We start from the raw sequence: 19,440 nt of genomic DNA, 5'->3' as shown, positions 1-19,440 counted from the left end.
CAACCCGATACCGTCACCATCACGAGGGATGGAAGCGTTTCTACGGGCGGATGAATCCGGGCAATGTACGAATTGTCTTTTATTGCACTCCGTGCATGATCGGCAACAAGTCCTATGTGGACACCCCGTGGGAGGCGGGGGCTCAGGCCAGCTCGACCAACTCGAGAAGGTCGTCGCTCCACGCGTCCTCGACACCATCGGGCAACAGGATCGCCCGATCGGGCTTGAGCGCCGCCACCGCGCCCGGGTCGTGGGTCACGAGCACGATCGCGCCCGGGTAGCGGGCGATCGCGTCGAGCACCTGCTCGCGACTCACCGGATCGAGGTTGTTCGTCGGCTCGTCGAGCAGCAGCACGTTGGCTCCCGAACACACCAGGGTCGCCAACGCGAGCCGGGTCTTCTCGCCACCCGACAGCACGCCCGCCGGCTTGCTCACGTCGTCTCCGGAGAAGAGAAACGCTCCGAGAATGCGCCGCAGGTCGCCGTCGGTCTGGTCGGGCGCGGCCGATCGCATGTGCTCGAGCACCGTGCGGTCGACGTCGAGCGTCTCGTGCTCCTGGGCGTAGTAGCCGAGCCGCAGCCCGTGCCCGGGAACGACCTCACCGGTGTCGGACGGCAGGATGCCGGCGAGGACGCGGAGCAGTGTCGTCTTTCCGGCTCCGTTGAGACCCAGCACCGCGACGCGCGAGCCGCGGTCGACCGCCACGTCGACGTCCACGAAAATTTCGAGGGATCCGTAGGACTTGCTCAGCTCGCGCGCGGTGAGCGGGGTCTTTCCGCAGGGGGCCGGCGCGGGGAAGCGCACCTTCGCCACCCTGTCGCCGCTGCGCTCGGCTTCGAGACCCGACAGCAGCCGCTCGGCCCGCTTCGCCATGTTCTGGGCGGCAACCGCCTTGGTGGCCTTCGCGCGCATCTTGTCGGCCTGCGCGAGGAGTGCGCCGGCCTTCTTCTCGGCGTTGGCCCGCTCGCGGCGGCGGCGGCGCTCGTCGGCCTCACGCTGTTCGAGGTACTTCGCCCAGCCGACGTTGTAGGTGTCGACCGTGGCCCGGTTCGCGTCGAGGTACCAGACCTTGTTGACGGTGGCCTCGAGCAGCCCGGCGTCGTGGCTGATGACGATGAGACCGCCCTTGTGCCCGCCGAGGAACCCGCGGAGCCAGCCGATCGAGTCGGCGTCGAGGTGGTTGGTCGGCTCGTCGAGCAGGAGCGTGCCGCCGCCCTGCGCCGCCGCGTCGGCGAACAGGATGCGGGCCAGCTCGATCCGGCGCCGCTGGCCGCCGGACAGGGTGCCGATCTGCTGGGCGAGCACCCGGTCGGGCAGGCCCAGGTTGGAGCAGATGCGGGCGGCCTCGGCCTCGGCGGCGTAGCCGCCCAGCGCAGCGAAGCGCTCCTCGACCTGGCCGTAGCGACGCACCAGCCGGTCGTCTCCCCCGCTCTGCAGCTCGACCTCGAGCTTGGCCATCTCGGCCAGCAGGCTGTCGAGGCCGCGCGCGGAGAGCACCCGGTCGCGGGCGGTGACGTGCAGGTCGCCGGTGCGCGGGTCCTGCGGGAGGTAGCCGACGGCGCCGCGCCGCTCGACGTGACCCGCGAACGGCTGGCCTTCGCCCGCCATGACCTTGAGCGTGGTGGTCTTGCCGGCGCCGTTGCGGCCGACGAGGCCGATGCGGTCGCCGGGCTGGACCCGGAGGTTGATGTCCGAGAGGAGGATGCGTGATCCGGCGCGCAGTTCCAGGCCGGTGACGGAGATCATCTAAAGGGCTCGCTTCCGAGTTTCAAGGGGCGCTGATGGCATGAAGAAGCACCGGCGACCCGTCATTCGAGCTGGATAATCAGCCGGGTGGCCGGTGCGGCGAGCCATTCAGGCACAGCGTGCGAGCACGTGGACCATGATACCCGCCGCCGACCGGCACCCGCGACGCGATTACCTGTCAAGATCATCGGGTATCGAACGCGGGCAGGCGTCTTCACCAAGGCAGGAGTACCCCGGGATGGAGCTCAACGAGAACGCCAACCTCGACACCAGCCAGGTGGAGGACCTGCGCGGGTCGGGAGGAGGCGGCGGCGGTCGCGGCGGCGGGATCCCGATCCCCCTCCCGAGCGGCGGTGGCGGCTGGGTTGGTCTCGTGCTCACCGCGATCGTCGTGATCGGCGGTGCGATCTTCGGCGGCGTCAACGTCCTCGGCGGCGACGGCGGCGGCAGCCAGACCGGCGACAACACCAACCTCGAGCAGAAGTGCGCCACCTCGAACCCCAACCGGTTCCAGGAGGTCGACTGCCGGAACCTGCTCTACGTCAACTCGGTGCAGGCCTACTGGCGGGTGGCCCTGCCGCAGGTCTTCGGCAAGCAGTACCAGGCGGCCGAGACCAACTTCTTCTCCGGCCAGGTGAGCACCGGCTGCGGCGCGGCCGACTCCGGTGTGGGTCCGTTCTACTGCCCTCCCGACCGTGAGGTCTACATCGACCTGACCTTCTACCAGGAGCTGGCCAACCGCTTCGGCGCCGAGGGCGAGTTCGCCGCCCCGTACGTGGTCGCCCACGAGTACGGCCACCACGTGCAGACCCTGCTGGGCACGTCCGACCAGGTCAACCGCCAGCAGCAGCGCGACCCGAACAACGCCAACCGGTACTCGGTGATGCTGGAGCTGCAGGCCGACTGCTACGCCGGCAGCTGGGCCAAGTTCGCCACGACCACCACCGACGCCGGCGGGCAGGCCCTCTTCACGAGCATCACCGACGCCGACATCGAGCAGGCCGTCGAGACCGCGGAAGCCATCGGCGACGACGCCATCCAGAAGAAGGCCGGTGGCGGCGTCAACCCGGACAGCTTCACCCACGGCACGTCGGCCCAGCGCAAGCAGTGGTTCCTGACCGGCTACCAGTCCGGCGACCCGAAACGCTGCGACACGTTCTCCGCCGGCATCTAGAGGTGCTTCGTCGCCTCGCGGACCGACAGGCGTGACAGCGCCGGCGTCTGCGCCACGTACGCCCGCACGGCCTCCGGGTCGGTGCGGGCGTACTGCCGTAGTGCCCAGCCGATCGCCTTGCGGATGAAGAAGTCGGTGTTCCCGGCGAGCGCCGTGCAGTAACCGAACAGCCGCGTGGTGTCGGTGTTCTCCTTGTAGTGCAACTGGTGCAGCACCGCGGTGCGGGCGAGCCACAGGTTGTCGTCGGCGGCCCATTTGTCCATTGTGGACACGGCGGCCGGGTGGTTGGTGACGATCGCGCCGACCACCCGGGTCGCGAGCGGGTCGACCGTGTCCCACCACGACCGGGTGGTCACCAGGGTCTCGACCGTGGGGAGGAAGCCCGGCCCGGGCCGGGCGGCGTGCCTGACCAACCAGTCGACCGCGAAGTACTGGTACTCCCGGGCCGGCTGCGCCCAGCAGGCCAGCGCCACCGCCCTGAGGTCGGCCTCCACCGGCGCCGGCAGGCCGCGCAGGATCTGCCTGGCCAGCTCGCGCCGGCGGGGCGTCTTGATGCCGAGGAACGGGAACGCGTCGCGCATGTAGGCGCGCATCGGACCGGCGTCGACCGGATCGGCGGCGCCGCCGTAGACCAGCACCAGCCGGTCGAGCACCGTGCGGGACAGCGGGGTGTCGGACGCCACCAACCCAGCCTACGGTCGCCGGGAAGGGCCGGGCCCGGCCCGCCGGGAAGGGCCGGGCCCGGCCGTCGGGCGGCGGGCCGGGGCTCCCGCGGCGTGGGCAGGCCTGGCGATCCCCGGCGGCGCGGCGTTAGGGTCGTCGGGAACCCAACCCGCGGGAGTCCGGTGCACCGGGCTGAGAGGGGGGCTGTGAGCCCCCGACCGCTGAACCTGATCCGGGTCATGCCGGCGCAGGAAGAGGAGTGTCTGATGCCTCGAATCGGCCGGCTGCACCTCGTCACCGACGCCACCGCGGGCCGCGACGTGCCCGGCACGGTGGCCGCCGCCCTGGCCGGCGGCGTCGACACGGTCCAGGTGCGGGTGGGGTCCGCGGTCAGCGACCGCGAGGCGTTCGAGCTGGCCGGGGTCGTGCTCGGGCTGTGCCGCGCGGCCGGGGCGACGTGCCTGGTCAACGACCGGCTCCACGTCGCCCTCGCGGTCGGCGCCGACGGTGGGCACGTGGGCGGCACCGACCTGCCGGTGGAGGCGGCCCGCCGGGTCCTCGGTCCGCGCGCCGTGCTCGGCGCGACCGCCCGCGACCCCGACGCCGCCCGCCTGGCCGTGGCCGCCGGCGCCGACTACCTCGGCACCGGTCCCGCGTACGTGAGCACCACGAAGACCACGCTGCCACCGCCGATCGGGCCCGCCGGGGTCGCGGCGGTCGCGGACGCGGTGGAGGTCCCGGTGATCGCGATCGGCGGCGTCACGGAGGAGACCGCCGGAGCGCTGCTCGCCGCTGGTGCGCACGGGGTGGCGGTGGTGGCCGCGATCTGCTCGGCCGACGACCCGAGGGGGGCCGCCGCCCGGCTCGCGACGCTGGTGGCGGGATGAGACGCGGGCACGGCACCACGCCGGGCGGTGCGCCGTGAGCCGGGTCGCGGTCGTCGGTGGCGGCGTGATCGGGCTCGCGATCGCGTGGCGGTGCGCGGAACGCGGTCACGAGGTGCGGGTGTACGACCCGGCACCGGGCAGCGGCGCCACCGGGGTGGCCGCCGGCATGCTCGCGCCCACCGGTGAGGCCCGCTTCGGGGAAGAGCCGCTGCACCGGCTGCTGCTCGCCGCCGCGGCCCGATGGCCCGCGTTCGCGGCGGAGCTCGCATCCGCGTCCCGTATCGATCTTTCCTACCGCAACGACGGCACGGTGCTGGTGGCCGGCACCGACGACGACCTCCGCGCCGTGCGGCGGCTGGTCGACTTCCACCGGCGCAGCGGGCTGCCGGTGCGACCGCTCACCGCGGCGGAGGTGCGTGACCGGGAGCCGCTGCTGTCGCCGCGCGTGCGCGGGGGCGCGTTCCTGCCCGGCGACGGGCAGGTCGATCCGCGGCGGGTGGCCCGTGCGCTGCTCGCCGCCCTGCCGGAGGGAACGGTTGTCACCGGAGGCGAATGGCCGGCCGACCTCACCGTGCTCGCCGCCGGCCACGCCACCGCCGACCTCGTGCCCGGCCTGCCGGTGCGGCCGGTGAAGGGTCAGATCGCCCGGCTCCGGGGCGACGGCCTCACCCACGTCATCCGCGGCCAGGTCGCCAACCGCTCGGTCTACATCGTGCCGCGCGCCGACGGCGAGGTCGTCGTCGGCGCCACCGAGGAGGAGCGCGGCACCGACACCACGGTGACCGCCGGCGGCGTGCTCGACCTGCTGCGTCCGGCCGTCGCGCTCGTACCCGCGCTCGCCGAGTACGAACTGGTGGAGACCTCGGCCGGGCTGCGGCCGGGTACGCCCGACAACGCGCCGCTGGTCGGCGAGGTCGCGCCCGGCACCGTCGTCGCGACCGGGCACTACCGCGACGGGGTGCTGCTGGCGCCGGTGACCGCCGACGCGATCGTCACGCTGCTCGACACCGGCGAGCTGCCCGAGCTGTTCCGACCATTCAGCCCCGACCGGTTCGCGGAGGTCGCCCCATGAACCTGACCGTCAATGGAAAAGCCAGCGAGGCCCCCGCCGGGTCCACTGTGGACGATGTGGTCCGGCAGCTGGCGCCCGACACCGACCGGGGGCTGGCGGTGGCGGTCAACAGCGAGGTGGTGCCGCGGTACCGGTGGCCGGTGACCCCGCTGCGCGACGGCGACGCGATCGAGATACTCACGGCGGTGCAAGGTGGATGACGCATTTCTCATCGGCGGCGACGAGCTGCCGTCACGGCTGATCCTGGGCACCGGCGGGGCGTCCAGCCACACGGCGCTGGCCGACGCGATCAGGGCCAGCGGCACCGCGCTCGTCACGGTGGCGTTGCGGCGCCTCGATCCCGCGGCCAAGGGCTCGGTGCTCGACGTCATCGAGCGGTGCGGGGTGCGGGTGCTGCCGAACACCGCCGGCTGCTACACCGCCACCGAGGCGGTGAAGCTCGCACACCTGGCCCGCGAGGCGTTCGACACCACGTGGGTCAAGCTCGAGGTGATCGGCGACGAGGGGACCCTGCTGCCCGACCCGGTCGAAACCCTTGCGGCGGCACGGCTCCTGGTCGACGACGGGTTCACCGTGCTGCCCTACACCAACGACGACCCGATCCTCGCCCGCCGCCTGGCCGACGCGGGCTGCGCGGCCGTGATGCCGCTCGGCGCGCCGATCGGGTCGGGCCTGGGCATCCGCAACCCGCACAACATCACGCTGATCCGGCAGGCGGTCAGCGTCCCGGTCATCCTCGACGCCGGCATCGGTACGGCGTCCGACGCCGCGTTGGCGATGGAACTGGGCTGCGACGGCGTGCTGCTCGCCACCGCTGTGACGCGTGCGGAGCACCCGGCGCGCATGGCGGCCGCGATGCGGCTCGCGGTCGAGGCCGGCCGGCTCGCGTACGGCGCCGGCCGCATCCCGCGGGCCGAGTACGCCACCGCCTCGAGCCCGTTGGACGGCCTGCCGCAGTGGTGATCGTCTACACCGACCGGACGCTCTCCGGCCCGCGGCCGTTGGCCACCGTCGCGGCCGAGGCGGTCGCGGGCGGCGCCGACCGCGTCGTGCTCCGGGAGAAGGACCTGCCACCGGACGCGCGCGGCGCGCTCGCCGGTGAGCTGAGCGAACGGATCGGTGACCGGCTGCTGGTGTCCGATGTGGACGGTGCGCACCGCGACGCGCTCGGACGCGTGGTCGGCCGGGCCTGCCACCGCGCCGCCGACGTGGTGGCCGCCACGCGGCTGGCGTACGTCACGGTGTCGCCGGTGTTCCCGACGGCGTCGAAGCCGGGCTACGGACCGGCGTTGGGCCTGTCGACGCTGCGGAACTGGTGCGCCGCGTGCGCGGTACCGGTGCTGGCGCTCGGCGGCGTCGACTCGCCGGAGCGGGCCGGTGCGTGCGTGCGGGCCGGTGCGGCGGGGGTTGCGGTGATGGGCGCGGTGATGACCGCCGCCGACCCGGCGGCGGTGGTGCGAGCGATGGTGGAGGCGGTATGCGCGAACCTCAGGTGGCACTGACGATCGCGGGGTCGGACTCCGGTGGCGGGGCCGGCATCCAGGCGGATCTGCGTGCGTTCACGATGCACGGCGTCTTCGGCGCGAGCGTCGTCACGGCGCTGACGGCGCAGAACACGGTGGGCGTGCACGGCGTCGCCGCCACGGCGACCGAGTTCGTCGCCGCGCAGCTCGACGCCGTGCTGAACGACCTGCCGGTGGTGGCGGTGAAGACCGGGATGCTCGCCACACCATCCACCGTGGAGCTCGTGGCGGCCTACGCGCCCCGGCTGCCCGGTCTCGTGGTCGATCCGGTGCTCGTGGCCACGAGCGGCGACCCGCTGTTCACCGGCGACGTGGCGACCGCGTACCGCGAGAAGCTGTTCCCGCACGCGACCGTGGTGACCCCGAACCTGCACGAGGCCGGCGTCCTCCTCGACCGCAAGGTGTCCACAGTGGACGACATGCGGGCCGCCGCGGAGGACCTCGCCGCCACGGGTGCCCGGTGCGTGGTGGTCAAGGGCGGCCACCTCCCCGGCACCGACGCGGTCGACGTCGTCTGGCTCGACGGCGTCGTCTCCGAGCTGACCGCGCCGTGGGTCAACACCCGGAACACCCACGGCACCGGCTGCACGTTCGCGTCGGCGACCGCGGCACTCCTCGCGAAGGGCGCCTCGGTGCGGGAGGCCCTGACGGGCGCGAAGACGTACGTGAACGAGTCGCTCCGCCGGTCTGCGGCCTGGCGCCTCGGCGCGGGTTCCGGCCCGGTGGGCTGGCCCGACTGACCCGCCGGCGCGCTGGCCGGCGCGGACCGAGGCGGCCCGGCGCGGACCGAGGCGGCCCGGCTGGAGGCCGCGGCCGGCTAGGGGTGCCCCTCGGCCAGGTCGGGGGCGTCCTCGGGTTGCGGCACGCACAGCCACAGCGCCTCGTGCTCCAGGTACACCGACAGCTTCTCCGCCGGTTCGATGACGTCGCCGTCGAGCTGGCGGGGTTGCGGACGGTCGCTGACCACCTCGACCCGGCGGGCCCGGTACACCTCCATCCGGGGCGTCTTGTCGCGGCGGGTGATCACCGCGAACGCCAGCACCGCCCAGTGGCGGAGCTTGCGCGGCGTGATCAGCGCGACGTCGAAGAGGCCGTCGTCGGGTTCGGCGTCGGTCAGCAGCCGGATGCCGGCCTGCAGCCGGCCTACGTTGGCGATCAGCACCGAGCGGGCGCGCCGGCGCATCGGTGGCCGGTTGTCGAGCGTCACCTCGACCCGCATCGGACCGGCGCGCAGGTTCTTCGCCGCCGACACGGCGTACGCCGGCCACCCCAGGATGCGCTTGAGCCGCTCCGGCGCCTCGCCCACCATCGCCGCGTCGAAGCCCATGCCGGCCATCACGGCGAACGCCCGGTCACCCACGATTCCCACGTCGATCTTGCGGCGGCCCATCTTCACCGCCACCTCGACGCCGGCCGCCGGGTCGTCGGGCAGGCCCAGGTTCGCGGCGAGCAGGTTGCCGGTGCCCGCCGGCAGCACGGCCAGCGCCACGTCGGTGCCGACCAGCGCCGACAGGCACGCCATCACGGTGCCGTCGCCGCCGCAGGCGAACACCACCTCGGCGCCCTCGGCGACGGCCTGCTTGGTCTGGCCGAAGCCGCCGTCGTCGCGGGTGGTCTCGAACCAGGCCGGCTCGGGCCAGCCGGCCCCGGCCAGGGCGTCGATGATGCGCCGGCGACGGTCGACCAGGTCGACCACCTTGGTGGGATTGATCACCACGGCCGACCGCGGTTTGTCCGTCGCCCGTTTCGACGGCAGACCACCTGTTTCCGTACCGGTCACGGTTAGCAGCATCCCACCAGGAGGGTCACCGGGTCAGGCCGGCCCGTACCAGGTCGGCTCCGGCGGCCGCCGCCATCAGCTCGGAAGGCTCCCCCACGCACAACGTCACCCCGGCCGCTCGGGCCCGTTCGAAGTCCGGGCCATGGTCCTTCGGTACCAGTCCCGGTACCTCGCGGATGAGAACTGCCCGAACCCGCCCGGGATATGCCTCGGCGATCGCGAGATATGCCGCCAGATCGTGCTGGCCGCTGTCGCCCACCAGCACGACGTGGCGGCCCGGGAAGTCGTCGAGCACCCCGCTGATCGTCTCGACCTTGTACTCCAGCGCCGGGCGCACCAGCATCTGCTTGCTGCCGAACCCCCAGTCGGTGAGCAGCATCGGCCCCGGCGGCACGTCGTGGTAGGCCAGGGTGTCGGCGAGCCGCTGGTAGAGGTTCCACGGGCTGGTCGACACGAAGAACACCGGTGAGTCCCGCCCGGCGAGGGCGCGCAGCAGGTCGGGCATGCCGTCGACCACCTCGCGGTCGGTCGGGTCGCCGATCAGCGTGCGGCCGACCATCTTGAGGCGCTCCTTCACGCCGGTGATGAGCACGGTGTCGTCGATGTCGCTCACCACCAGGGGACGCCCGTCGGCCGGCACGACGTACGCGGCCGCCACGGTGTCGGGGGCGCGCCGCGCGGTCAGCTTCACACCGACCCGGCTCTCGGTGGGCGGGCTGACCCGCACCCGGGCCTCGATGTAGCCCTCCTCGTCGCTCACCGCGTGCGCGCTGCCCACGTCGCTGATCGCCTCGACCGGCACCCCGGGGACCTCGGACGTCGTGAACCACGCCACGGTCTCCATGAACGTGCGCCAGCCGCGCACCGGGCCGGCGAGCGCCACCACGGTCTTGCGCAGCACGCGGCCCCGCACCCGCGCCTCCGGCCCGCCGGCCGGCAGCGCCACATATCCCACGTAGGTGACCACGACGACGGGCTCGCCGGGCACCCAGCGTCGCAGCGTCGACCGGATCCACCGGCGTACTGGCATCTCCCACCTCCGGTGACCGTGTTCCCGTCGGGGTTCCCCGGCATGCATGTTCACTATGCCGGAGGAGCCCCAGCGGGTGATCGCGAAGGCCGCACGGCGCGGCGGCGGGCACCGGCCATGCCGGTGCCCGCCGCCACCTACCGTTCGAGCGCGCCGTCAGCGGAGTCCGTTGCGGCGGGCGACAGCGACCGCCAGGTCGGGGTCGTCGGAGATGATGCCGTCGACGTTCAGGTCGATCAGACGCTGCATGGTCGCGGCGTCGTTGACGGTGTACGGGACCACCTTGAGCCCGTCCCGCTTCCGCAGGGTCTCCACCTCCGGCCCGTGGAAGTAGGCCGGGTTCGTGCGCAGGTACCAGTCGGTGTCGGCCTTCACGGGCTGCCGCGGGTCGTGCACCTGCCAGTTCGCCGAGACCGTCGACGCGCCGGCCGCCTTCACCAGCCTGCCGAGGTCGCGGTACCGCCACCAGTCCAGCCCACCGGTCCACGGGCTCTTCACGGACGGGTCGCCGTACACCGCCCGCAGGGAGCACTCGTCGGCGAGGGTCGCGCACTCCGCCGGTCCGTACTGCCACACCAGCGCGACGGTCTCGACCTTCCGGTCGAGGACGCGGGCGAGGCGGATCGTGCGCCAGTCGAACGACTGGATCGTGGCCCGCTCGCGCAGGCCCGCCGCCCTGAGCGCGTACACCAGCTTCACCGTGAAGAGCGCGTAGTTCTCGGTGTCGTCGACGGTCGGGCTGATCTTCGTCTCGATGTTGAGCCGGACGTCGTCGCGTCCGCTCGCCTTCACCAGCGCGAAGACCTCCTTGAGCGTCGGGATCCGCTCGCCCGGCGCCGCCACCTGACGCGGGAACTCGGGCAGTGTCTTCGAGCCGCAGTCGATCGTCTTCAGCTGGGCGAGCGTGAGGTCGTGCACGCGCTTGCCGACGTACGGGAACAGCGGGTCGCCGGCCCGCACGGGCGCGGTGTCGACGCAGTGGCTGCCGTTGACCGTGCGGTCGTGGATCACCACGAGCACGCCGTCCTTCGTCACGCCGGTGTCGAGCTCGAGCGTGGAGATGTCGCGGTTGCCGAGCGCGTAGCGGAACGCCGCGAGCGTGTTCTCCGGACGCACCGCCCGCGCTCCCCGGTGCCCCTGGATGTCCAGCGGCGACGCGTACCCGCGCGGCAGCGTGAAGCCCTTCGCGGCGGCCACGGTACGGAGGCGGTCGGGATAGTCGGTGATGATGCCGTCGACGCCGTCGTCGATGAGCTTGGACATCGTGGCCGGGTCGTCGACCGTCCAGGGGACCACCTTGATGCCGTTGCGGTGGGCGTGCCGCACCATCGCCTTCGTGACGTACGGCTCGTAGTTGGCATCGGTCACCGTGCCGTTCTGCGGGAATCCGTGAACGGGCGAGAACGCCGACACACCGAGCGTCTTCACGGCCTTGATGGGGTCGCCCCCGAAGTCGTCGATGTCGATGCCGCCCAGCCACGGCGACGCGCCCGGCTGGCCGGTCTGCAGGAAGTCGCGGTTGGTCAGCGCGACCAGCGGCAGCCGCGGCTCGACCTCGCGCATCCGCTTGAGCGCACCCCAGTCGAAGCTCTGGACGGTGACCCGCTTCAGGACGCCCGCGTTCCGCACCTCGCGGGCGACCACCTGCACGAACTGCTCACGCGGGGCGGTCTCGGCGGGCGCGCCGGCCTCCACCTTGGTTTCGATGTTGAACTTCACGTCATCGGCGCCGTAGCGCTCGGCGAGGTCGAACACCTCGCGCAGCAGCGGCATCCGCGAGCCGGGCGACAGCACCTGGTTCGGGTGGTCGGCCAGCCGCAGCGAGCCGCAGTCGAGCGTGCGCACCTGGGCCAGCGTGAGCGTGTTGAGGTACCTGCCGACGTACGGGAACTCCGGGTCGCCGGGCTTCGCCGGCGCGGTGTCGAGGCACTTGGTCGCCGCGACGCGGCGGTCGTGGGTCACCACCGCCTGCCCGTCCTCGGTGATCTGGATGTCGAGCTCGATGGTCGTCACCCCGAGCCGCAGCGCGTTGCCGAACGAGTTGAGGGTGCTCTCCGACCGGAGCCCGAGCCCGCCGCGGTGGGCCTGCAGGTCGAATCCGGTCGTGGGGCCGCCTCTGGCCGCCGGCTCCGCGGCGGCCGGGCTCCCCGGCAGGGTGACCGCGAGCAGCACGGCCGTTCCCGCGCCGATCCATGGACGCATTCGCATGCGCGGACCCTCACACGCGAAGGCGACCGCGGGGTTACGCGCGTCCAGACCCCGGATAACCGATCTCCAACGGACCCGTTGACAACATTCAACGTTAACCATAAGTTTTGAGCGTGCCCAGACCCGCCGCTGACGACGACGTCTTCCGGGCCGTCGCCGACCCCACCCGACGGGCGCTGATCGAGGCGTTGGGGCGCGGCGGCGAGCAGACCGTGGGAGCGCTGGCCGAAGCGGTCGGGCAGTCGGTGCCGCTGGTCTCCCGTCACCTGGCCGTTCTCCGTTCGGCCGGCCTGGTCGAGGAGCGCCGCGCCGGCCGGCACCGCATCTACCGCCTCGACCCCGCACCGCTGCGCGACCTCTTCGACTGGGCCGGCCTGTTCGCCGGTTTCTGGACCGAACGGGTCGCGAACCTCCGCGACTACCTCGACCGGCAGAACCTCGACCGGCAGAACCTCGACCGACAGAACCTCGACCGACAGAACGGAGAACGCCGGGATGCGACGTGACCTCACGGTCGAAACCGACCTGCCCCACCCCGTCGACCAGGTGTGGGCGGCCCTGACCGATCCGGCGGCGCTCGCCGAGTGGGTGATGCCGGTCGAGGGCTTCGCACCGGCGCCCGGCACGACGTTCCGCTTCCGCGCGAAGCCCATGCCGGGCTGGGACGGCGTCATCGACTGTGAGGTGCTGGAGGTCGAGCCCCCGCACCGGATGGTGCTCCGGTGGCAGGGCAGCCGCATGCGGTCTCCGACCACGCTCACCTGGCGGCTCACCGCGATCCCCGAGGGCACCCGGTTCCGCATCGACCATCAGGGCTTCAGCGGCCCGGCCGGCGTGATCTCCGCCCTGATGCACCGGGGCGGCTGGCGCCGCATGGCCGCCAACCGCCTCCCGTCGTACCTCGGTGTCAGACGTTGAAGCCCAGCGACCTCAGCTGGTCGCGGCCCTCGTCGGTGATCTTGTCGGGGCCCCACGGCGGCAGCCACACCCAGTTGATGCGGAAGTCGCTCACCAGGCCGCCGCCGGGGCCGCCGGTCAACGCCTGCCGCGCCTGGTCTTCGATCACGTCGGTCAGCGGGCACGCGGCCGAGGTCAGCGTCATGTCGATCGAGGCGACGTTCTCGTCGTCGATGTGCACGCCGTAGACGAGGCCCAGGTCGACCACGTTGATGCCCAGCTCGGGGTCGACGACGTCCTTCATCGCCTCTTCGACGTCGTCGACGCTTGCCTTGGTGGTCTCACTCATGACTCTGCCTTCCCGTCGGCGGCCCGGGCCACCGCGTCCTTGAACGCCATCCACGCCAGCAGCGCGCACTTCACCCGGGCCGGGTACTTCGCCACGCCGGCGAACGCGATGCCGTCGCCGAGGATGTCCTCGTCGGGCTCGACCTCGCCGCGGCCGGTCATCACCTCGGTGAACGCGTCACCGGTCGACAACGCCTCGGTGACCTTGCGACCGCGCACCAGCTCGTACAGCACGCTCGCCGAGGCCTGGCTGATCGAACAGCCCATGCCCTGGTACGAGACGTCGTCGACCACCTCGTCGTCGACCCGCACGCGCAACGTGATCTCGTCACCGCAGGTCGGGTTGACGTGGTGCGCCTCGGCGTCGAACGGCTCCCGCAGGCCGCGGCCGTGCGGGTGCTTGTAGTGGTCGAGGATGATCTCCTGGTAGAGCTGGTCGAGTCGCATCAACCGAACACCTTCCGCACCGTGTACAACCCCCGCACCAGCGCGTCGATGTCTCCGGTGGTGGTGTAGAGGTACGGCGACACCCGCGTGGTGGCGGGGACCCCGTACCGGACGCACACCGGCCTCGCGCAGTGATGGCCCACGCGAACCTCAACACCCTCGGCGTCGAGAATCTGCCCGACATCGTGGGGGTGGATGCCCTCGACCACGAGCGAAATCGTAGCGGCCCGCTCGGTGAGGTCGGAAGGACCGATCACCCGCACGTCGGGCACCGTGGCCAACGCGTCGAGCGCGTACCGCGTGATCGCCCGCTCGTGCTCGGCGATCGCCGCCATGCCGATCCCGGACAGGTAGTCGACGGCCGCGCCCAGCCCGACGACCTCGGCGATCGGCGGCGTGCCCGCCTCGAACCGGGCCGGCGGCGCCATGTACGTCGAGCCGGCCAGCGTCACCGTCTCGATCATCGAGCCGCCACCGAGGAACGGCGGCATCGCGTCGAGCAGCTCGTACCGGCCCCAGAGCACGCCGGCGCCGGTGGGCCCGCACATCTTGTGGCTGGTGAACGCCAGGAAGTCGGCGCCCAGCGCGGCCACGTCGACCGGCGAGTGCGGCACCGACTGCGACCCGTCCACGAGCATGAGCGCGCCGACCGCATGGGCCTTCGCCGCCAGCTCGGCCACCGGGTTGATCGTCCCGATGATGTTGGAGTAGTGCACGATCGACACCAGCTTGGTGCGCTCGTTGATCAGGTCGTCGGCGAGGTCGAGCCGGCCGTCGTCGGTGAGCCCGAACCAGCGCAGGGTCGCGCCGGTGCGCTCGCAGAGCAACTGCCACGGGACGATGTTGGAGTGGTGCTCCATCTCGGAGATCACGATCTCGTCGCCCGGACCGAGGCGGAACCGCTCGTCCTTCGCGCGCCCGGAGAACGCGTGCGCCACCAGGTTGATCGCCTCGGTGGAGTTCTTCGTGAAGACGATCTCCGTCTCGGACGCGGCGCCGATGAACGCGGCGACCTTCGCCCGCGCGCCCTCGTAGGCGAGCGTCGCCTCCGTACCGAGGGTGTGCACCGACCGCGCCACGTTGCCGTTGTGCCACCGGTAGTGGCGGCTGATCGCGTCGATCACCTGCCGCGGCTTCTGCGACGTGTTGCCGGAGTCGAGGTACACCAGCGGATGGTCGTTGATCTCCCGCTCGAAGATCGGGAAGTCGGCGCGGACCGCCACCGGATCCAGAGTCATGGTGGTTACGCCTTCGCCGGTCCGGCACCCGCCAGGTAACGCTCGTAGCCCTCGTCCTCGAGCTTGTCGGCAAGCTCGGAGCCGCCCTCCTCGACGATCTTCCCGCCGACGAAGACGTGCACGAAGTCGGGCTTCACGTACCGGAGGATCCGGGTGTAGTGGGTGATCAGGAGCAGGCCGGTGTCGCCGGCCTCGCGGACCCGGCTGATGCCGCCGCTCACCACGCGCAACGCGTCGATGTCGAGGCCGGAGTCGGTCTCGTCGAGGATCGCGATCTTCGGCTTGAGCAGCTCCATCTGGACGATCTCGTGGCGCTTCTTCTCACCGCCGGAGAAGCCCTCGTTGACGTTGCGCTGGGCGAACGCCGGGTCCATCTGCAGCTTCTCCATCGAGGACTTCAGCTCGCCGACCCAGGTGCGCAGCTTCGGCGCCTCGCCGTCGATCGCGGTCTTCGCGGTGCGCAGGAAGTTCGCCACCGACACACCCGGAACCTCGACCGGGTACTGCATCGCGAGGAACAGCCCGGCGCGGGCCCGCTCGTCGACCGACATCGCGAGGACGTCCTCGCCGTCGAGCGTCACCGTTCCGCCGGTGACCTCGTAGCGCGGGTGACCCGCGATCGAGTACGCCAGCGTCGACTTGCCCGACCCGTTGGGGCCCATGATGGCGTGCGTCTCGCCGGCCCGGACGGTGAGGTCGACCCCGGCGAGGATCGGCTTCAGGTCGCCCTCGGGCAGCTTGACGCTGACCTGCAGGCCGCGGATCTCCAAGGTGCTCACAGCTCTACTCCGTTACTGGGTTCAAGAGTCACGTAGACGTCGCCATCGCGGACCTCGACCGGGAAGACCGGCACCGGCTCGGTGGCGGGAAGGCCGCTGGGCTCGCCGGTGCGCAGGTCGAAGCGCGACCCGTGCAGCCAGCACTCGAGGGTGCAGCCGTCGATCTCGCCCTCGCTGAGCGCGATGTTGGCGTGCGAGCACTCGTCGCGGATGGCGTAAAAGGTGTCGTCGTCGGCGTGCACGACGGCGAGCTCCAGCTCACCGACCTTGACCGCGATCACCTCGCCCTTGGCGACGTCACCCGTGCCGCACACCCGTACCTGGACGCTCATCTAGGCCCCCACCTCGTCCAGGCGGGCCTCGATGGTCGCCGCCAGCCGCTCGCGCAACTCGTCGGCCGGCACCTTCCCGAGCAGTTCGTTGAAGAAACCGCGGACGACCAGCTTCCGCGCCTCGTCGGGGTGAATTCCGCGCGACATCAGGTAGAACAGCTGCTCGTCGTCGAACCGGCCGGTGGCGCTCGCGTGGCCGGCGCCGGCGATCTCGCCGGTCTCGATCTCCAGGTTGGGCACCGAGTGGGCGACCGCGCCGTCGGTGAGCACCAGGTTCCGGTTGATCTCGTACGTGTCGGTGCCGGTGGCCTCGGCCCGGATCAGCACGTCGCCGACCCACACCGTGGTGGTCTTGTCGCCCTGCAGCGCGCCCCGGTAGTTGACGTTGCTGCGGCAGTCGGGGACCGAGTGGTCGATCAGCTGGCGGTGCTCCAGGTGCTGCCCGGCGGTGCCGAAGTAGAGGCCGAAGACCTCGCAGTCGCCACCGCGGCCGGCGTACTCGACGCTGGTGTACTGGCGTACCAGGTCACCACCGAGCGTGACCTGCACGTGCACGACCCGCGCGTCGCGGCCGAGCCGGAACTTCACATGCTGCGCCTGCACCGCGTCGCGGGCCCAGTCGGCGACCGTCACCAGCGTGAGCTGCGCCCCGTCGGCGACGCTCACCTCGACGTTGTCGGCCAGCGTCACGCTGCCCTGCTGGTCGAGGATGACCGTCGCCTCCGCCAGCTCGCCCACCTCGACGAACGTGTGCGCGAACGCGGTCCCCCCGGAACCGTTGACCCGGACGGTGGCCGCGCCGCCCGGCGTGGCCCGACGGGCGACGGCGATGAGCAGCGCCTCGGTGACCCCACCCTGCGCGAGCGCGCTGACGCGGTCGAACGGGGTGAGCACACTGCCGAGGCGCGGGTCGGACCGGTCGACGGTCGACACGGAGACGCCCGCGGGCAGCTCGCCGAACTCGTAGCCGAGCTTGCCGGTGGCCTCGGCTGTCGTCGCCGAAGCGAGCCCGCGCAGGCGCTTGAGCGGCGTGAACCGCCACTCCTCCTCGCGACCGTTGAGAACCGGGTAGTCGTTGACGTCAGCCGAGCGCAGCTGGTGTGCGCGGGTCTTCGGCGGCAGAACTGCCGTCATCAGCCGACGGCTCCTTCCATCTGAAGCTCGATGAGCCGGTTCAGCTCGAGCGCGTACTCCATCGGCAGTTCCTTGGCGATCGGCTCGATGAAGCCGCGCACGATCATCGCCATCGCCTCGTCCTCGGTGAGGCCGCGGCTCATCAGGTAGAAGAGCTGGTCGTCGCTGATCTTCGAGACCGTGGCCTCGTGACCCATCGACACGTCGTCCTCGCGGATGTCGACGTACGGGTAGGTGTCGGACCGCGAGATCGTGTCGACCAGCAGCGCGTCGCACTTCACCGTCGACTTCGAGTTCGTGGAGCCCTCGAGCACCTGCACCAGGCCCCGGTAGCTCGTACGGCCGCCGCCACGCGCGATCGACTTCGAGATGATCGTGCTCGACGTGTGCGGCGCGGCGTGCACCATCTTGGCGCCGGCGTCCTGGTGCTGACCCTCGCCGGCCATCGCCACGCTGAGCACCTCGCCGTGGGCGTGTGCGCCGGTCATGTAGACGGCCGGGTACTTCATGGTGATCTTGGAGCCGAGGTTGCCGTCGACCCACTCCATCGTGGCGCCCTCGTGGCACACGGCCCGCTTCGTGACCAGGTTGTACACGTTGGTCGACCAGTTCTGGATCGTCGTGTACCGGCAGCGGGCGTTCTTCTTCACCACGATCTCGACGACCGCCGAGTGCAGCGAGTCGGACGAGTAGATCGGCGCGGTGCAGCCCTCGACGTAGTGCACGTAGGCACCCTCGTCGACCAGGATCAGCGTGCGCTCGAACTGGCCCATGTTCTCGGTGTTGATCCGGAAGTAGGCCTGCAGCGGGATCTCGACGTTGACGCCCTTGGGCACGTAGATGAAGGAGCCACCCGACCACACGGCGGTGTTCAGCGCGGCGAACTTGTTGTCGCCGACCGGGATCACCGTGCCGAAGTACTCCTTGAACAGGTCCTCGTACTCCCGGAGGCCCGAGTCGGTGTCGAGGAACACCACGCCCTGCCGCTCCAGGTCCTCCTGGATCTGGTGGTAGACGACCTCGGACTCGTACTGGGCCGCGACGCCGGCGACCAGCCGCTGCTTCTCCGCCTCGGGGATGCCCAGCCGGTCGTAGGTGTTCTTGATGTCGTCGGGCAGGTCCTCCCACGAGGCCGCCTGCTTCTCCGTCGACCGCACGAAGTACTTGATGTTGTCGAAGTCGATCGTGGTGAGGTCGGCGCCCCAGTTCGGCAGCGGCTTGCGGTCGAACAGGCGCAGGCCCTTCAGGCGCAGGTCGAGCATCCACTGCGGCTCGTTCTTCTTCGCCGAGATGTCGCGCACGACCTCCTCGTTCAGACCGCGCCGCGCCGAGGCGCCGGCCACGTCCGAGTCGGCCCAGCCGTACTCGTAGCGACCGAGTCCGGCCAGCGGATCGGCTGTTGTCGGAGTGATCTGCTCAGTCACGAGTTGGTCCTCACGGTTCGGTTACTCAGGTTCCGACGCGGGATGTGCGTGGTGCACACACCGTCGCCGTTGGCGATCGTGGCCAGGCGCTGGACATGCGTGCCGACCAGCCGCGAGATCACCCGCGTCTCGGCCTCGCAGAGCTGGGGGAACTCGGCGGCCACGTGGGCCACCGGGCAGTGGTGCTGGCAGAGCTGACCGCCGGTGGCGATCGTGGTGGCGCCGGCAGCGTACCCCTCGGCCGTGAGCGCCCTGGCCAATGCTTCGGCGCGGGCGATCGGGTCGGCGCCGGCCTCGGCCATGGCCGTGCGGCACCGCTCCTCCAGGCCGGCCACCTGGCTTGCGGCGAACGCGGCGACCGCTTCGGGACCGCTGCGGCTGGCGATCCAGCGCAGCGCCGCCGACGCCAGGTCGTCGTAGGTGTGCGGCAGCCCTTCGCGGCCCGCGTCGGTGAGCGCGAAGACCTTCGCGGGACGGCCGCGGCCGCGCGGCGCCGTGCTGGCCTGCTCGCGGGCGACGACCAGGCCGTCGGCGAGCATCGCGTCGAGGTGACGGCGGATGCCCGCCGCGCTGAGCCCCAGCGCGCACCCCAGCTCGGTGGCCGTGGCGGCACCCCGCTCGAGCAGCAGCTCGGTGAGCCGGTCGCGGGTGCGCCGGTCGGCACCACCCGGGTTCCCGGGCGGCGCGGGGTCGGCCAGGTCCGACCCGGACAGCAGCGCCGCGTTTTTCACAACACGAACGTTACGTAAATCCGGGG

At 71.6% G+C, this 19,440-nt stretch carries 22 protein-coding genes and 1 riboswitch; of the genes, 9 read left to right on the top strand and 13 right to left on the bottom strand.

What is annotated here, in order from left to right; translation table 11 throughout:
• Nucleotides 1-142: 142 nt before the first annotated feature.
• On the bottom strand, nt 143-1,747 hold the full coding sequence (locus Voc01_RS49405) for an ABC-F family ATP-binding cassette domain-containing protein (protein ID WP_203934749.1): 1,605 nt from the start codon (nt 1,745-1,747) through the stop codon (nt 143-145).
• Between the two features lie 238 nt (nt 1,748-1,985).
• Here Voc01_RS49405 and ypfJ point away from each other — a divergent pair, with 238 nt between their 5' ends.
• The gene (ypfJ, locus tag Voc01_RS49400; RefSeq protein WP_203934748.1) at nt 1,986-2,921 is read left to right on the top strand and encodes a KPN_02809 family neutral zinc metallopeptidase; all 936 of its coding nucleotides are present in this window, start codon (nt 1,986-1,988) and stop codon (nt 2,919-2,921) included.
• Here ypfJ and Voc01_RS49395 read toward each other — a convergent pair.
• The gene (locus tag Voc01_RS49395; protein WP_239161051.1) at nt 2,918-3,604 is read right to left on the bottom strand and encodes a DNA alkylation repair protein; all 687 of its coding nucleotides are present in this window, start codon (nt 3,602-3,604) and stop codon (nt 2,918-2,920) included. The genes ypfJ and Voc01_RS49395 overlap by 4 nt on opposite strands.
• Nucleotides 3,605-3,745: 141 nt before the next feature.
• Nucleotides 3,746-3,856: riboswitch (TPP riboswitch) on the top strand.
• Between Voc01_RS49395 and thiE the strand changes: the two genes are divergently transcribed.
• From thiE to thiD, 6 genes are all read left to right on the top strand, one after another.
• Nucleotides 3,851-4,471, top strand: a complete 621-nt coding sequence (thiE, locus tag Voc01_RS49390; protein WP_203934747.1) for a thiamine phosphate synthase — start codon at nt 3,851-3,853, stop codon at nt 4,469-4,471. It overlaps the preceding riboswitch by 6 nt.
• 34 nt (nt 4,472-4,505) lie before the next feature.
• Nucleotides 4,506-5,543: a glycine oxidase ThiO gene (gene thiO / locus Voc01_RS49385; protein ID WP_203934746.1), complete on the top strand. Its 1,038-nt coding sequence runs from the start codon at nt 4,506-4,508 to the stop codon at nt 5,541-5,543.
• On the top strand, nt 5,540-5,743 hold the full coding sequence (gene thiS / locus Voc01_RS49380) for a sulfur carrier protein ThiS (RefSeq protein ID WP_203934745.1): 204 nt from the start codon (nt 5,540-5,542) through the stop codon (nt 5,741-5,743). The genes thiO and thiS overlap by 4 nt, the downstream gene beginning before the upstream one ends.
• Nucleotides 5,736-6,506, top strand: a complete 771-nt coding sequence (locus tag Voc01_RS49375; RefSeq protein ID WP_203934744.1) for a thiazole synthase — start codon at nt 5,736-5,738, stop codon at nt 6,504-6,506. Before thiS ends, Voc01_RS49375 begins: the two co-directional genes overlap by 8 nt.
• Nucleotides 6,500-7,045: a thiamine phosphate synthase gene (locus Voc01_RS49370; protein ID WP_203934743.1), complete on the top strand. Its 546-nt coding sequence runs from the start codon at nt 6,500-6,502 to the stop codon at nt 7,043-7,045. The genes Voc01_RS49375 and Voc01_RS49370 overlap by 7 nt, the downstream gene beginning before the upstream one ends.
• Nucleotides 7,021-7,806, top strand: a complete 786-nt coding sequence (gene thiD, locus Voc01_RS49365; RefSeq protein ID WP_203934742.1) for a bifunctional hydroxymethylpyrimidine kinase/phosphomethylpyrimidine kinase — start codon at nt 7,021-7,023, stop codon at nt 7,804-7,806. Before Voc01_RS49370 ends, thiD begins: the two co-directional genes overlap by 25 nt.
• A 77-nt stretch (nt 7,807-7,883) precedes the next feature.
• On the opposite strand, the gene Voc01_RS49360 is transcribed toward thiD, so the two are convergent.
• The 3 genes from Voc01_RS49360 to Voc01_RS49350 all read right to left on the bottom strand — a co-directional run bounded on the left by Voc01_RS49360 (nt 7,884) and on the right by Voc01_RS49350 (nt 12,084).
• A complete protein-coding gene (locus Voc01_RS49360; protein WP_239161057.1) occupies nt 7,884-8,777 on the bottom strand; it encodes a diacylglycerol/lipid kinase family protein in 894 nt (297 codons plus the stop codon).
• 94 nt (nt 8,778-8,871) lie between these two features.
• Nucleotides 8,872-9,876: a phosphatase domain-containing protein gene (locus tag Voc01_RS49355; protein ID WP_203934740.1), complete on the bottom strand. Its 1,005-nt coding sequence runs from the start codon at nt 9,874-9,876 to the stop codon at nt 8,872-8,874.
• A gap of 156 nt (nt 9,877-10,032) precedes the next feature.
• Complete coding sequence (locus tag Voc01_RS49350; protein WP_203934739.1) at nt 10,033-12,084, bottom strand: glycerophosphodiester phosphodiesterase family protein; 2,052 nt, start codon at nt 12,082-12,084, stop codon at nt 10,033-10,035.
• 113 nt (nt 12,085-12,197) lie between these two features.
• On the opposite strand from Voc01_RS49350, the gene Voc01_RS49345 reads away from it, so the two are divergent.
• Together Voc01_RS49345 and Voc01_RS49340 are read left to right on the top strand one after the other, a co-directional pair.
• Nucleotides 12,198-12,590, top strand: a complete 393-nt coding sequence (locus tag Voc01_RS49345) for an ArsR/SmtB family transcription factor (protein ID WP_203934738.1) — start codon at nt 12,198-12,200, stop codon at nt 12,588-12,590.
• The gene (locus Voc01_RS49340; RefSeq protein WP_203934737.1) at nt 12,580-13,002 is read left to right on the top strand and encodes an SRPBCC family protein; all 423 of its coding nucleotides are present in this window, start codon (nt 12,580-12,582) and stop codon (nt 13,000-13,002) included. The genes Voc01_RS49345 and Voc01_RS49340 overlap by 11 nt, the downstream gene beginning before the upstream one ends.
• Here Voc01_RS49340 and Voc01_RS49335 read toward each other — a convergent pair.
• From Voc01_RS49335 to Voc01_RS49300, 8 genes are read right to left on the bottom strand one after another with little or no spacing between them, the layout of a single operon-like run.
• Entirely contained in the window at nt 12,992-13,384 is a 393-nt protein-coding gene (locus tag Voc01_RS49335) for a metal-sulfur cluster assembly factor (protein WP_373873975.1), read from the bottom strand. The two genes, Voc01_RS49340 and Voc01_RS49335, sit on opposite strands and share 11 nt — an antisense overlap.
• Nucleotides 13,327-13,776, bottom strand: coding sequence for a Fe-S cluster assembly sulfur transfer protein SufU (gene sufU, locus Voc01_RS49330; protein ID WP_203934735.1), 450 nt, complete (start codon nt 13,774-13,776; stop codon nt 13,327-13,329). Before sufU ends, Voc01_RS49335 begins: the two co-directional genes overlap by 58 nt.
• Nucleotides 13,776-15,014 (bottom strand): cysteine desulfurase, encoded by a 1,239-nt coding sequence (locus Voc01_RS49325; RefSeq protein ID WP_203934734.1) that lies wholly within the window; start codon nt 15,012-15,014, stop codon nt 13,776-13,778. Before Voc01_RS49325 ends, sufU begins: the two co-directional genes overlap by 1 nt.
• Nucleotides 15,015-15,019: 5 nt before the next feature.
• Complete coding sequence (sufC, locus tag Voc01_RS49320) at nt 15,020-15,793, bottom strand: Fe-S cluster assembly ATPase SufC (RefSeq protein ID WP_203934733.1); 774 nt, start codon at nt 15,791-15,793, stop codon at nt 15,020-15,022.
• The gene (locus Voc01_RS49315; protein WP_203934732.1) at nt 15,790-16,125 is read right to left on the bottom strand and encodes a non-heme iron oxygenase ferredoxin subunit; all 336 of its coding nucleotides are present in this window, start codon (nt 16,123-16,125) and stop codon (nt 15,790-15,792) included. Before Voc01_RS49315 ends, sufC begins: the two co-directional genes overlap by 4 nt.
• Entirely contained in the window at nt 16,126-17,259 is a 1,134-nt protein-coding gene (gene sufD / locus Voc01_RS49310; protein WP_203934731.1) for a Fe-S cluster assembly protein SufD, read from the bottom strand. It abuts the gene before it with no gap.
• Complete coding sequence (gene sufB, locus Voc01_RS49305; protein ID WP_203934730.1) at nt 17,259-18,683, bottom strand: Fe-S cluster assembly protein SufB; 1,425 nt, start codon at nt 18,681-18,683, stop codon at nt 17,259-17,261. The genes sufD and sufB overlap by 1 nt, the downstream gene beginning before the upstream one ends.
• Nucleotides 18,680-19,414 carry a helix-turn-helix transcriptional regulator gene (locus Voc01_RS49300; protein WP_203934729.1) on the bottom strand — a complete coding sequence of 245 codons (735 nt, stop codon included), beginning with the start codon at nt 19,412-19,414 and terminating at the stop codon, nt 18,680-18,682. The genes sufB and Voc01_RS49300 overlap by 4 nt, the downstream gene beginning before the upstream one ends.
• Between the last annotated feature and the right edge of the window lie 26 nt (nt 19,415-19,440).

This window comes from Virgisporangium ochraceum, assembly GCF_016863655.1.
In the GTDB taxonomy this organism is placed as follows: Bacteria; Actinomycetota; Actinomycetes; order Mycobacteriales; family Micromonosporaceae; genus Virgisporangium; species Virgisporangium ochraceum.
Note: the sequence above shows the minus strand (reverse complement) of the source record. Positions and strands in the feature narration are given on the sequence as shown.